Annotated in this window: 13 protein-coding genes and 1 pseudogene; 8 read left to right on the top strand and 6 right to left on the bottom strand. The window is 41.9% G+C overall.

The window, feature by feature from the left end:
- From CV014_RS24690 to CV014_RS30730, 4 genes and pseudogenes are all read left to right on the top strand, one after another.
- A pseudogene (locus CV014_RS24690) lies at positions 1–259 on the top strand (heavy metal translocating P-type ATPase); the annotation flags it as partial.
- A 79-nt stretch (positions 260–338) separates the two neighbouring features.
- Positions 339–644, top strand: a complete 306-nt coding sequence (locus CV014_RS24695) for a DUF5132 domain-containing protein (protein ID WP_268964892.1) — start codon at positions 339–341, stop codon at positions 642–644.
- A gap of 360 nt (positions 645–1,004) precedes the next feature.
- On the top strand, positions 1,005–1,382 hold the full coding sequence (locus CV014_RS24700; protein ID WP_442946942.1) for a hypothetical protein: 378 nt from the start codon (positions 1,005–1,007) through the stop codon (positions 1,380–1,382).
- Between the two features lie 35 nt (positions 1,383–1,417).
- The gene (locus tag CV014_RS30730; RefSeq protein ID WP_442946943.1) at positions 1,418–1,549 is read left to right on the top strand and encodes a hypothetical protein; all 132 of its coding nucleotides are present in this window, start codon (positions 1,418–1,420) and stop codon (positions 1,547–1,549) included.
- A 341-nt stretch (positions 1,550–1,890) separates the two neighbouring features.
- Here the strand turns inward: CV014_RS30730 and CV014_RS24705 are convergent, their stop codons facing one another.
- Positions 1,891–2,706: a carbon-nitrogen hydrolase family protein gene (locus CV014_RS24705; protein ID WP_236144440.1), complete on the bottom strand. Its 816-nt coding sequence runs from the start codon at positions 2,704–2,706 to the stop codon at positions 1,891–1,893.
- Positions 2,707–2,934: 228 nt separating this feature from the next.
- On the opposite strand from CV014_RS24705, the gene CV014_RS24710 reads away from it, so the two are divergent.
- Positions 2,935–3,540 carry a MarC family protein gene (locus tag CV014_RS24710; protein WP_236144441.1) on the top strand — a complete coding sequence of 202 codons (606 nt, stop codon included), beginning with the start codon at positions 2,935–2,937 and terminating at the stop codon, positions 3,538–3,540.
- A 44-nt stretch (positions 3,541–3,584) separates the two neighbouring features.
- On the opposite strand, the gene CV014_RS24715 is transcribed toward CV014_RS24710, so the two are convergent.
- The 3 genes from CV014_RS24715 to CV014_RS24725 form a co-directional block, all read right to left on the bottom strand.
- The gene (locus CV014_RS24715) at positions 3,585–4,667 is read right to left on the bottom strand and encodes a M4 family metallopeptidase (RefSeq protein WP_236144442.1); all 1,083 of its coding nucleotides are present in this window, start codon (positions 4,665–4,667) and stop codon (positions 3,585–3,587) included.
- A 513-nt stretch (positions 4,668–5,180) separates the two neighbouring features.
- Positions 5,181–5,897: a class I SAM-dependent methyltransferase gene (locus tag CV014_RS24720; protein ID WP_236144443.1), complete on the bottom strand. Its 717-nt coding sequence runs from the start codon at positions 5,895–5,897 to the stop codon at positions 5,181–5,183.
- Positions 5,898–6,084: 187 nt separating this feature from the next.
- Complete coding sequence (locus CV014_RS24725; RefSeq protein WP_236144444.1) at positions 6,085–8,334, bottom strand: RelA/SpoT family protein; 2,250 nt, start codon at positions 8,332–8,334, stop codon at positions 6,085–6,087.
- A 293-nt stretch (positions 8,335–8,627) separates the two neighbouring features.
- Here CV014_RS24725 and patD point away from each other — a divergent pair, with 293 nt between their 5' ends.
- From patD to CV014_RS24740, 3 genes are all read left to right on the top strand, one after another.
- Entirely contained in the window at positions 8,628–8,975 is a 348-nt protein-coding gene (patD, locus tag CV014_RS24730) for a heterocyst frequency control protein PatD (protein WP_236144445.1), read from the top strand.
- A gap of 97 nt (positions 8,976–9,072) precedes the next feature.
- Positions 9,073–9,435: a hypothetical protein gene (locus tag CV014_RS24735; RefSeq protein WP_236144446.1), complete on the top strand. Its 363-nt coding sequence runs from the start codon at positions 9,073–9,075 to the stop codon at positions 9,433–9,435.
- The gene (locus CV014_RS24740; RefSeq protein ID WP_236144447.1) at positions 9,432–9,833 is read left to right on the top strand and encodes an HNH endonuclease; all 402 of its coding nucleotides are present in this window, start codon (positions 9,432–9,434) and stop codon (positions 9,831–9,833) included. The genes CV014_RS24735 and CV014_RS24740 overlap by 4 nt, the downstream gene beginning before the upstream one ends.
- A gap of 5 nt (positions 9,834–9,838) precedes the next feature.
- On the opposite strand, the gene CV014_RS24745 is transcribed toward CV014_RS24740, so the two are convergent.
- Both CV014_RS24745 and CV014_RS24750 read right to left on the bottom strand, forming a co-directional pair.
- Positions 9,839–9,988 carry a hypothetical protein gene (locus CV014_RS24745; RefSeq protein ID WP_236144448.1) on the bottom strand — a complete coding sequence of 50 codons (150 nt, stop codon included), beginning with the start codon at positions 9,986–9,988 and terminating at the stop codon, positions 9,839–9,841.
- Between the two features lie 31 nt (positions 9,989–10,019).
- Entirely contained in the window at positions 10,020–12,800 is a 2,781-nt protein-coding gene (locus tag CV014_RS24750) for a TIGR02921 family PEP-CTERM protein (protein ID WP_236144449.1), read from the bottom strand.
- Positions 12,801–12,893: the final 93 nt, after the last annotated feature.

Raw genomic sequence — 12,893 nt, forward strand, 5'->3', positions numbered from 1 at the left:
CGTAGTGTTGATGGAGAATAACTTGCATGGATTATTAGAAGCGATCGCGATCGCTCGTCAAGCCAAGCAACTAATTCGGCAAAACACTGGTATTGTTGCTATACCTAACTTGGGAGCATTAGTTATGGCTGTGTTATTTGGATTGAACCCCTTAGCCGCAACAGTAATTAACAATGGCTCAACCATAGTCGCTGGAGTCAACGGGTTACGTCCAGTTCTCAAACATCCAGCCAAGAAAACTCTGCCATCAGGGAGATGAGATGCTAAATCTAGCAAGATTAAGCTAGAAGGCTTTCAAAATCAGATTTTCCATTTCAATATATTCGGAGGAATGAATTATGCCTAAAATCACCGACTTTGTAGAAGAAGCAGGCGCGCCAGGAATCATTGCTGGTATTGGTGCAGTCTTACTAGCTCCTGTTTTACTTCCTGTCATTGCAGGTGTGGGTAAACCCATCGCCAAATCAATCATTAAAGGCGGAATCGTTGCTTATGAAAAAAGCAAAGGTGCTTTTGCTGAACTCGGCGAAACTTGGGAAGACATAGTTGCAGAAGCTAAGGCTGAACTAGCAGAAGCTAAAGAAGTCCCAGCTTTTGAACCTGCTGCTAATACCATTGATACTGCGTCCGATAATGGCGTGTAGATTACTAACGAGTAATTAGTAATTGCTGATGCTAATTATTAATTACTCACACTACACAATTCATGATCATAGGTAATCAATAAAGGTGCTTTTCCTCGCTACTAGAAGATTCCTAATTGATTTGTGAATCAATACTGTAGATGTGTAGCCTCATCCTGTGGGTGCGTTACGGCTTACGCCTAACACACCCTACCAGACTGACACACCTAAAATTTTAGATTAAAACTTTCTTGTAGGATGGGCTTCTAGCCCGTCCAGTACACCACAAGAACTATATAAAATTGCCACGCTACTACATATACTTATATTTTTTCAGAGGGTGATTTGATGTTAACCAATAGTCATGGAAATCTCACTACAATGCCAGCAGTTGAAACCCACAGCAATTGCAATCAATCATCCACACCCATATCTACTAAAATCATCAGTGATACCCCAGGCAGATTGAGGTTGAGAATTGGTCATGCTCACCGTCAAGCAGACACCATGCAACAAATTGCCAACACATTAAAAAGTAAATCTAATGTGCAGGATGTAAAAACAAATCTTCAGCATGGCAGTATTGTAATTAAGCATGATGCTACAGATAGTAGCTGGGAAGATGTCTTAGCAACACTAGAAGACTTAGGCGTAATTTTTGGCGAAATTACAGAAGGTAACACCGAAGCAGCCACAACTGTAGCCAGTGCAGTTGTAGATTTAAATAAACGAGTCAAAAAGCCACAGATGGCGCAGTAGATATTCGTTTTCTGTTTCCTTTAGGACTAAGTATTTTGGCGGTGAGACAGTTAATCATTAAAGGCTTGCAGTTAGAAATTATTCCTTGGTACGTATTAGCTTGGTACTCCTTCGATAGTTTTATTAAACTGCATGGCATCACACCACCAAAGTCTAGTCAGGAATAGGGATTGGGGATTGGGGACTGGGGACTGGGGATTGGGGACTGGGGATTGGGGATTGGGGATTGGGGAAAAAGAGACAAGGTAGACAAGGTAGAATCTTCTACCTAATTACTACTGACTATTGACTATTAGACCTCTTGCACGAATAATAGAACACTCCGAATACATAAATTCAAGAGTGATCTTTCTGCGTTCTTCTTTGCGTCTTTGCGCCTACCCTTCGGGAACGCCAAGGGCGAATGCGTGAGCTTTTAAATAGTATTGTTAGCAACACCAAAGTATTTATGCAAGAAGTCTAATGACTATTGACTAATGACTAATGACTATTGACTAATGACTATTGACTATTGAAACACTCGGTGTTGTAGAGAAGGCATTTGTCTGCGGACTTGTTCTAGGCGTGAGGGATTAATTTCGGCGATCGCTACTCCTGGTTTATCACCAGCATCATCTAAAATTGTCCCCCAAGGGTCGATAACTACCGCGTGTCCATGAGTGAGACGGCGATCGTAATTATTGCCTGTTTGGGCTGGAGCAATGACATAAGCAGTATTTTCAATTGCTCTTGCCTGTAATAATACCTGCCAGTGGTCTTTACCTGTAAAAGCTGTGAACGCAGCAGGAACAAAAATTATATCTGCACCTTTAGTAGAAAGATGGCGGTAAAGTTCAGGAAAGCGCACATCATAGCAGATAGACACACCGATATTTCCCAAAGTTTCCGAGTTATGCACAGGTGGAAGTTGTTCACCTGCTACTACCGTACTAGACTCACGGTAAGTATTCCCATCAGGAACATTCACATCAAATAGGTGTACCTTATTGTAACGGGTGAGTTCTTCACCATTAGGGTTCACCAAAATAGTAGTGTTATAAACCTTACCTGTATCACCCACAGGTACAGGAAAACTACCGCCTAAAATAGTGATTTGGAAGCGTTGCGCCATCTTTTTGATAAAGACTTCACTAGCTTGGGCGATCGCTTCTGCTTGTGCCAGTTTATCCTTTTCCTCTCCCATAAAAGAGAAATTTTCTGGTAAACCCACCAATTCCGCACCCCGGCGTACAGCCAGATCAATCAATTCCTCAGCTTGTACCAAATTCTTTTGCAAATCTGACACACTGGTCATTTGAATGGCGGCGGCTAAATAAGACTTCATAGACTTAAAAAACAGTGTAGTTGTGTGCGATAGATAATCAAATATATCGTTACTTAAATATCCGACAAAGAGGATGAGGGGGCAAGGGGGGGATTGGGGATTGGGGACTGGGGACTGGGATTGGGGAGACAAGGTAGACAAGGGAGACAAGGTAGGAGATGAGAAAAACTATTTTCCCTGTTCCCTAATGACTAATGACTAATGACTATTGACTATTGACTAATAACTATGACCCTCGATACTTCTATTCTTATTCAAACTTTTATTGCTGTGTTTGTGTTGGCAGATGCTATAGGCAATGTACCAGTGGTTTTGGCTTTAACTCAGGGTATAACACCGGAGGAAAGAAATAAAATCATTGATAAAGCCATTGTAATCGCGATCGCTGTCTTACTGGTATTTGCCTTTGCTGGTCAATATATCTTGACTTACTTAGAAATCAGTATGGGTTCTCTGCGGGTGGCTGGGGGACTATTACTGCTGTTAATCGCGTTGCAAATGCTGCGGGGAGAACTAGATACACCCGTTCATGAACCAGGACAAGGGCGTGATGTCTCAATTACCCCGTTGGCTTTACCCTTGTTGGCGGGGCCGGGTACACTCACAACGGTGATGCTATTCATGTCTAAATCCCAGAGTCCACATCTAGCAGTTGTGTTGGGTATTTTGGGGGCGATGCTGATATCCTGGTTGATTTTGCGTTTAGCTAATCAGATTGACAAATTAATTGGTGTGGCTGGTGCGGTAATTGCCACGCAACTATTAGGTTTTTTGCTGGCGGCTTTAGCTGTGGAGATTGGTAGCACGGGCATTCGGGAATTATTTTTGCGGTAGAATACACCCTAAATTAAATTTCAATTTTTCTTGTCTCTACACAGCTACGAAAAAACTCCTACCTTTTGCCAAGCTTGATTTACGGCTTGATGTTCTGTACTACCTTCTCCGTAGAGTTCCTTCGCTATCTGGACGGTAATATCGGCAGCTTGTTGAAAATTTGCTTTAGAACGCAGGCGATCGCGTAAAGCAATATACCAAATTTTACCCGCTTTTTCCCAAGCATAACCGCCCATCGCCGTAGCTGCTAGATAAAAAGCCCGGTTAGGAATACCGGAATTAATATGCACACCACCATTATCCGACCAGCCAAAATATTGGTCTTTCACATGACCTGGTTGGGGGTCTTTACCTAATACGGGGTCATCATAGGCTGTTCCTGGTTCTTTCATAGAACGAATACCAATACCTTTAACTTTAGGCATCAGTAACCCCTCACCGATAATCCAGTCTGCTTCCTCTGCTGTCTGATTTTTGAATCTTTGTTTAACCAAAGCACCAAATACATCAGAAAACGACTCATTCAATGCGCCTGATTCCCCAGAATATTGCAACCCCGCTTCATATTGAGTCACACCATGAGTTAATTCATGGGCAATTACATCAATACATTTAGTGAAGCGATCAAATAGTTCGCCATCACCATCACCATAAACCATTTGATCACCATTCCAAAAGGCGTTTTCATATTTCACGCCATAATGCACAGTTGAGTCTAAACGCAGTCCTTTATCATCAATTGAATTGCGTTCAAATATCTCATAAAACAAATCGTAAGTAGCACCAGCCGCATTCACAGCTTCATTAACTGCTACATCATTGCTAGGAGGATCACCTTCATTCCAAGCTATAACTCCTGGTAGTTGATAGCCATTTTTCGCATCATAAACTGTGCGTTGTTTTTGTCCAGGTGAAGGAGCTAAAAAGATATTACCCGCAATATCTCTACGTCCACGCAGTTGAGCAGAAAGATTTAACGTATGAAAAGCCCAACGTCGTTGTAAATCATTACCATTTACCGCCACATTTTCTAATATATGTGGTGGAAGTACACAACATATTGGACATCTAGTATTGAGTGAATGATCACAATTAGATGTAGCTAATTTCTTGCGTTTTCTAGCCATCTTAACCAGTCTCCTTGAGTTAGTAAGTAATGAACAACCGTGGATAAAACACCACGGTTGGAAGGAGCAGAGTCATTAATGGAGATGGCGAATCCCTGGTTAATTTGTTGATGAATCTTTCTTATCTCCTATTGTGAGACATATTGCTAAAAAATCAACAGGATTTTGTTCCAGTCATCAAATATTTTTGCTGATAGGAAATTATTTTTTATTTATATTTTGAATTTTGTATTGCTTAGAAAATCTGATTAATAATAAACTCACAGAGATTACTTTTGTCGCTCAAAATAGTCTCGTATTTTAATAGTATTAATACAGTTGATTAAATATATGTTAAATCCGAGTAACCGCTTTTCTTCAGTAATATTGCCATTACTGACACAATATTTTTTCCTAGTAGTTACTATTAAGATTAGTTAAACAAAAAAATCCTTGAACAATTTCCAAAATCCAAATCTTCCAATGCCCCATTCCCCAGCGAAGCACTGAGCTTGTCGAAGTGTCCCAATGCCCCTAAAGCCAACCACCAAAAACAGCTAACCCGTAATACTTCCAAGGGACTGCAACCGTTTTAAATCCCGCTTGAGTCAGCATTTGCAAGTGAGTCGCTAAAGTTGCGAGTTGGTCTTGGCTAGAGTATCCTTGTTGGGTGCTAGTGCCTACTTTAGCCCGAATCGCGGCTAAATCAGTTCCTTGTTGTCTAGCCCATTCCTCACGGGCGGCTTGATAAATTTCCGCCAGTGCTGGAGACTCTGGTAATGTGGGGTCAGCATTCCAAAAACAACCGTTTTGGCTCAGGCTGGCAGCAATTCGTTGAAATAGTTCTAACTTCATCTCATCTTGGAGGTGGTGAATTGCCAAAGACGAAACACAAGCATCAAATTCACTACCAATATTCAAGTTTTCTGGATGAATTGCCCAATCACCAAAATCAGCTTGTATTCCCGTCCATCTGGGTGCATAACCAGCTGCGGCGATTTTGTCCTGGGCAAACTGTAGCATTCGGGGTGAATAATCTAAAGCAACGATGTGTGCATCTGGACAGCGTTCAAGTATCTTGAGACTGACTTCACCCGTACCACAGCCTAATTCTAAAATGTAACGACTAGTGGTAGGTACACAACGAGTCATGACATCGAGCATTTCGTCATATCGTGGTAGTAACTGACGAATACCGTGATCAAAATCAGCAGTGTTGGCAAACACTTCTCCTGGAAATAGTTGTGACATAATGTCTTAGATAATTTTTTAGATTGGGGCGATCACTACGCTGATTTTAATCTATCAACCCTACCCAATCCCAAGCAGACATTATCCCCAGAAAAAATTTTGCCAACTCTTAGCCAGTCACACGTAAAAAGGTAAAAGTTTATTTTCTCTCACCTTTTTACTTTTACCTTTTACCTTTTGCCTTTTTTCACTCCTCCTGTCCCACTCGCCGGATGTTGAGGATGTCACTCATTTTTTTGATTTGGGTGAATACTTGCTCTAATTGGGGGCGATCGCGTATTTCTATTCCTAAGTCCATTAATGCTGGTTGACCAGTGGAAGTTTTCACTTGGGCGTGGCGGACGTTGATCCCCTGGTCACTTAATCGGGATAAAATATCCTTGAGTACGCCGACTCTATCTAGGGCTTCAATTTGAATGTTGACTGGGTAGGTGTGGGGACGACCACTCGTTTCTACGGTGGTGTTCCAACTTACCGGCACTAGGCGATCGCATTCTACTGGTTCTAGATTATGGCATCCTTGGCGATGGATGGAAATTCCCCGGCCGCGCGTAACTACGCCAATAATCGGTTCCCCAGGAATGGGGGTACAACAGCCAGCTAGGTGATAAACTAACCCCTCTACACCTACAATCGGTGAGTCACTGGCGCGGGAAGTTGTCGGTTGATGTCTGAGTGTCGATGACTCTTTAGGGATTAAGGGAATAACATCTGCAACTGGCTGGTGGGCTTTAACTACTTCTCGCCAACGGTTCAGCACTAAATTTAAAGTGACTTCACCGTAACCTAATCCTGCTAGTAAATCTTCTGGACTGTGGTAATTACATCTTTCCGAGACAGTCTGCATCGCATCTGATTTTAGCAGGTTATCAAAACCAGTTTTACCTAGTTCTTTTTCTAATAAATCCCGACCACGGGCGACATTTTCTTCGCGGCGCGATCGCTTGTACCATTGTTTTATGCGATACTTCGCTGTCGAAGTCCTGGCAAAATTTAGCCAATCTAAGCTCGGATGACTATTCTTTTGGGTAATAATATCAACAATATCGCCATTTTGCAGGCGTGTAGACAGAGGAACCATTCTGCCATTTACCCTAGCCCCAGCGCAGTGGTTGCCGACTTCTGTATGAATCCGGTAGGCAAAATCTATACTAGTAGAACCTGGATTTAAAGAAACAACATCCCCTTTAGGCGTAAATACATAGACATCATCCTCAAACAGATTATCCTTGACATTATCTAGATACTCCTGTGCGTCCTTCATGTCGCTTTGCCATTCCAGGAGTTGCCGCAACCAGGTAAACTTCTCATCACTGGTGGTTAGCTGACTGTTAGATCCGCCTGTTTCCTTATACTTCCAGTGGGCGGCGATCCCGTATTCTGCAATGCGGTGCATTTCCATTGTGCGAATCTGCACTTCTAGAGGACGACCAGTTAAACCTATAACTCCTGTATGCAACGATTGATAGCGGTTAGGTTTCGGTAAGCCGATATAATCTTTAAATCTGCCGGGGATCGGGCGAAAAGCATCGTGGACTATCGCTAAAGCCCTGTAACAATCCTCATTCGTCTCTACAATGATGCGGAGGGCTGCTAAATCGTAAATTTCATGAAATTCTTTTTGCTGTCGCTGCATCTTTTGATAAATACTGTATAGATGCTTGGGACGACCACTAATATCTAAACAGCGAATCCCTGATTGGTGTAACCGTTCTTGTAAAGTTGCTGTGGCTTTGGCTAATTTTTCTTCCCGTGCATCCCGCTTTTCTGAAACGTGCTTTTGCATTTGTCGGAAAGCTTCAGGTTCTAAATACTTAAAAGCTAAATCTTCTAATTCCCACTTAATCCGCCAGATCCCCAAACGATTGGCTAAAGGTGCAAAGATATCTCGTGTTTCTTGGGCGGAACGGCGGCGGCTGTCTTCTGACATATATTGCAGAGTTCGCATATTATGCAAACGGTCAGCTAATTTCACCACAATGACGCGGATATCTTGCGCCATCGCCAAAAACATTCGCCGAAAGTTTTCTGCTTGGCTTTCAGTCTTGCTTTTGAAATTAATTTTAGAAAGCTTAGTGACACCTTCTACTAAACGGCGTACTTCCGCGCCAAATAGCTGTTCAATTTCTTCAATTGTGACATCTGTATCTTCAACTACATCATGAAGAAATCCAGCTGCTATCATAGCAGGACTACCTCCTAAATCACGCAGTAATCCGGCTACAGCCACAGGATGGCTGATGTATAGTTCTCCTGACTTACGATATTGACCTTTATGCAGCTGATAGGCAAAATCAAACGCCCGGCAAATTAAAGTGTTATCACTATGATGGACATCGTCTGCTTGCTTACCTTCGGCTGAAGTTTCTCGCATACATTTCTTCAGCCAGTCGGGAAGGGAAATATCAGTTGGAGAACTTATCGCTATACTACTCATACAATAGGAACAGTGATCTGTGGGTTAAGTGAGAAATAGATGCAACTGACAGCATCACCACGAGTGATGTTGCTGTCTCAATGGAAGATAAAACTTGTCTTAATAGGATGATTCCCTATATGCCTATGGTACTCATCCACTCCGAGCTTTGATCAGCATAATCTACGAAAAAATGTAGATGGCAAACACAGCCTCAAAGCAAAGTTTGAGGCTGAGAAAATTGAGGAAAGCGTAAGATGAATTATTGTAGAAGAAATTTTTCTTGAAACTAATACTATCCTAAATAGAAGTGAATGTCTTTAACTTCTGATAAATATCCCATCCTAGTCAACTTACTTGAACAATTGCATACAGATGTCACTAATCTTCAAGTAAGTACATCTGAATTAAAAGAGCGTATAAATGCCTTGCAAAATTTCTTTAGCGAAGAAATTGTCCCTTTAACAGTAGATGTCAGCTCACGAGTGCAATCTTACCACACAGAAATAAGCAAACAGCTGCGTTTGTTGGCGGTAGATGTCATGTTTTTGCAAGGGGCGCGGCAAACATCGACAGCACAAACCAGAGTGAAAACAATTAGCGATCGCCTCTCTACTTTAATGCAATATTGCCAAGCCATACTGCAACAGGGGACACAATGACGTAGAGGGCAGGGGGCAGGGGGCAGGGGGAATTATGGCTTATTATCTATGCTCCATTGTTTGAGTTATAATGGTGGGTTGAGCAAGAAGAAAAATTATGACTACAGTTGTTATATTGCCCATATCAAATGCTAGTGGTGAAAAATGCTATCAAGCGATCGCAGGCGATAAGTCTTCTGTATGCAAAACTGCGGGACAAGCTCTAGATGCTTTAACTGCTGAGTTAGGTGAAACCGAATTTAGTGCTTTGTTGGTGATTCAAAGTTTTCGCCCTGATGAGTTCTTTAGTGCCGAGCAGCAAAAACGCTTATCTGAACTGATGAGTTTATGGCGTACAGCACGCGACCAAGGAAAAGCACTGTCTTTTGAGGAACAAGCAGAATTAGATAGTCTCGTAGATGCTGAACTTAAAGCTTCTACAGCGCGGACAGCAGCTTTATTGCAGCAAATCAGTTCATGAATCCTTACTACAGTTTGGTTGCAGACCGGGCTAATCATCGCTGTGAATATTGTCATGCACCTGAGTTGATTTTTAATCTTGCTTTTGAAGTTGAACACATCATTCCGCTTTCCAGACAAGGTACGGATGCTGATTCCAATTTAGCCCTTGCTTGTCGCTCCTGTAATCTTCGCAAGGGAACTCGAATTAGTGGAAATGATCCCGAATCAAATACGGAGGTTCGCCTTTTTCATCCGCGACAAGATAAATGGAGTGATCATTTTTTAGCAGATATAGAATCGGGAAATATTCAAGGTATAAGTTCTATTGGTAGAGTCACTGTTGATGCTTTGGAAATGAACAGTCAGCCACAAATCATGGCGCGCCAACTATGGATTCGTTTAAGTATATTTCCATAGTTGAGTTATCTATTACTAGTATCCAATACTACTAGGTCATGCTGCAACAGGGGACACAATGAGGCTGGGTGGCAAGGGAAAGGGTGTAAGGGTGTAAGGGTATGGGGGTGTAGGGGTAGAGAGGAAACATCGATACCCAATGCCCAATGCCCCATGCCCTATGCCCCATGCCCCATACCCCATGCCCTATGCCCTAAATTTACGACGGTTCACAAACATCAACATTCCAGCCGCACTGAGGCATAAAATCCAGCCACCGGAGGATTCGGGGATGCTGGTTTTAAAAGGATTATTGGGTTTGGTGAGGTCTTCTTTCCCATTTTCTATTTTGCGGTCAAAGCGATCGCTTGCGGCTTCGGCTTCTTTGAGTAATTGTCTTTGTTCTTCGTTGACTAACACCAACATGGAAGAATAGGGGCTAACAATCTCGTACTTTTTGGCGATGGCGTGAATTGCATCTAAGCTTTCGAGGTTGTCTAGTTTAATTTTTTTACTCAAGCCTAAAATTAATTGTCGGGCGGCTAATGCTTGTAAATCTGTTGTGGGTTGAGAATTACTCGCTGTGGCTTTTTCCTGTTGTTGCAGATACCAAGCATAACCATCAACTACACTTACCACAGAGTCCCCTAATGCTAATTTTGTCGCAATGCGTGGCAATGCTTCTGCGATATCTTCTGCAACGCCGCCGCCAGTGTCTTGCAGAGATTTAATGATCCCATCGTTGTAGGCGGGTGGTAGTCCCCCTAAATGTATCATCCATAAGGGTGCGGGTGAATTAACCACAGTTTTGTTACTACGAGATAATTCATAACTTCCCTCATCGCTAATTAGTAACACTGCATCGTAGGCAGTATCACCGCGCAGAGAGTTAAACTGAGTTAACATTTCCTGCGGTTGAATTGTGCCGTAAAAGATGGTTTTTTCAGGTTGAAATTGTTGAATATCATCTATTCTTTTGGCTGTTGCATCTTTAGGGACACTGAGGTATAAATCAGCATCGTTATTGGTTAAATCTTTGTCAGCAAAGCCATGTTTGTTCAACCAATCCCAAGTTTGGGATAATTCTTTGAGATGATTCCCCATACTGCGGGAAGTATCTAAAACTAGGGCGATGCGTTTACCTTGAGGTAGAGAATAATCTTTTAGGGATAAAGGCTTGATGGTGATGCGATCGCCATTCTCTAAACTTACCTCATGCAGTGCAGGCTGTACCTTACCACTGGCAGGGATAAAACTTTCTAGCCAAGCATCTTCTTTGAAATTAACCGCTTGATTGTTACGGGTGCGTTTAGTGTCGTTATTCCAGAAAATATTGCGTCTTTCGCCTAAATCGGGCATTAGCCAGCCTTTTTCTTGACCCATTACCTGATAAGTTAACCATAGGTGCATTTCTGTGGGGCGTGCTGCTTCACCAGGGAACTGCTGCACATTGTTGGGAGGGATGGGAAAAGCCCGGAGGCGATAATGTCTTGGCCCTACTTGTTCTAATAAAGCTGGATCTACAGGGCGTTCTCTTCTCACTTGGGAATTATAAACTTTCTGGGCAGCACCACGGGGAGATACTTTGAAGGGAAAACGTTTAGAAAGGTTGTTAGTATCGCCTAACCATAAACCGGTAATTACAGCACTTTCTGGTAGAGAAAAAGAGTAAAAAACTTCCTGCACTTCGGGAGTTTGATTTTTGTAAACTTCGTATAACTCCACATCAGCCCAATCACCATGTTCTTTGACTGTGACTTGTTGTGATGCTAGCCATACTTTTTGGTCGTTGATGTTTAATAAACCAGCTTTGACTTCCTGTTGGTTAAAAGTAGATTGGATGGCGTGGGTAACGGCTATTTTTTCAGCTTTTTGGATGGGAGTATCAAAAAATTCTGCATAAAGTTTTTCAGCTTTGTCAGCATCTTTGCTTGTCCCTTGATACAAAAACGGCGACATGAAAAAGTTGTAGATATTTTGCAGATTTTTTCCTGCTGATTTATCTAAACCTAAAACGTGCTGATACATAGCACTGATATGATTATTTTCTTCTATGCTGCTGAGATAGCGATAGGAAGATAAGTAGGCGTTGACTAAGCCATCACGAATTTTATTTGATTGAGTGAGAATGGTTTGGCGATCGCTCTCATTTTTCGGACTATTTGCTAACAGAGAAAAAGCCAATGCCTGCGGTTGGTTCTGTAGAGATACAAAGGTAATAGCAAAGGCAATAAATACCGCAGTCGCCCCAGATAACATTTTTTTATTGCCATAGTCTCTAGCAAAGTTCTTTAAAATCCTATAACCAGAATTTAAATACATTGCTGCTAGTACCGAAGGCATTAAAACAAATAAAGTGCAACTGAAAATAAATAACAAAAACGAAAGGCTAGAAAGCCAGAAAAGGGTGAATGAGTGCGGGTCACTTAATATAGACCACAAACCTCCTAGCCACTCAAATTTGAGGAATTGTTGCAATAAGAATACTGCTAGTGGCAAGGCATAAAATAGTAAAATCACACTCGCATAAATGCCAAATATCAGCATTAAAGTATGAGTTGCCATTTGCAGCCATTGCAGAGCATTTTTCCTCTTGGGTGCGTAACCCCAAAATAATTCTCCACAAAATGCCACAATACAAATACTAATTGTGATGAGCAACTGGGTACTAGCGGGTGTCAATTCTCGAATTACAAATAACCGCAGCAAACACAATAGAAATAATGGTGCTTCTACACCATAAAAAAATCGGATGAGTTGCAGGGGTTGGAAGAGTAAAAACTTACCGCCAATAATTGTCGAGATGGTGGGGACAGCAATTAAAGCAACTAGAGTTAGGGAAAATTCAACAGGAATCTGACCTTGTAAAGTGGCTTGGAATAATGGCACAGCTACCCAAGGTAGTATACCAAAATAGACAAGTGTTAAAAAGTTGAGATTCCATAGCCAGAATATGCCCTCAAAAGTTACGTTCCAGAAAGCCTTCATAGCCCAATGCCCTCCTGTTGGCAATCATTACTGCTGCTACAATATCCAGATGATGAATTCCTAATGTTGTGAACAATAAATTACAATTTTGCT

Source organism: Nostoc sp. CMAA1605 (assembly GCF_021596505.1).
Lineage (GTDB): Bacteria > Cyanobacteriota > Cyanobacteriia > Cyanobacteriales > Nostocaceae > Trichormus.

Excerpts from the sequence above, each read along its gene's own strand:
- CV014_RS24745 (WP_236144448.1), bottom strand. The coding sequence starts at position 9,988 with ATGGGGCATTGGGCATTGGGTATCGATGTTTCCTCTCTACCCCTACAC.
- CV014_RS24705 (WP_236144440.1), bottom strand. The coding sequence starts at position 2,706 with ATGAAGTCTTATTTAGCCGCCGCCATTCAAATGACCAGTGTGTCAGAT.
- CV014_RS24695 (WP_268964892.1), top strand. The coding sequence starts at position 339 with ATGCCTAAAATCACCGACTTTGTAGAAGAAGCAGGCGCGCCAGGAATC.
- CV014_RS24720 (WP_236144443.1), bottom strand. The coding sequence starts at position 5,897 with ATGTCACAACTATTTCCAGGAGAAGTGTTTGCCAACACTGCTGATTTT.
- CV014_RS24710 (WP_236144441.1), top strand. The coding sequence starts at position 2,935 with ATGACCCTCGATACTTCTATTCTTATTCAAACTTTTATTGCTGTGTTT.
- CV014_RS24725 (WP_236144444.1), bottom strand. The coding sequence starts at position 8,334 with ATGAGTAGTATAGCGATAAGTTCTCCAACTGATATTTCCCTTCCCGAC.
- CV014_RS24715 (WP_236144442.1), bottom strand. The coding sequence starts at position 4,667 with ATGGCTAGAAAACGCAAGAAATTAGCTACATCTAATTGTGATCATTCA.
- CV014_RS24700 (WP_442946942.1), top strand. The coding sequence starts at position 1,005 with ATGCCAGCAGTTGAAACCCACAGCAATTGCAATCAATCATCCACACCC.
- CV014_RS24735 (WP_236144446.1), top strand. The coding sequence starts at position 9,073 with ATGACTACAGTTGTTATATTGCCCATATCAAATGCTAGTGGTGAAAAA.
- CV014_RS24750 (WP_236144449.1), bottom strand. The coding sequence starts at position 12,800 with ATGAAGGCTTTCTGGAACGTAACTTTTGAGGGCATATTCTGGCTATGG.
- CV014_RS24740 (WP_236144447.1), top strand. The coding sequence starts at position 9,432 with ATGAATCCTTACTACAGTTTGGTTGCAGACCGGGCTAATCATCGCTGT.
- patD (WP_236144445.1), top strand. The coding sequence starts at position 8,628 with ATGTCTTTAACTTCTGATAAATATCCCATCCTAGTCAACTTACTTGAA.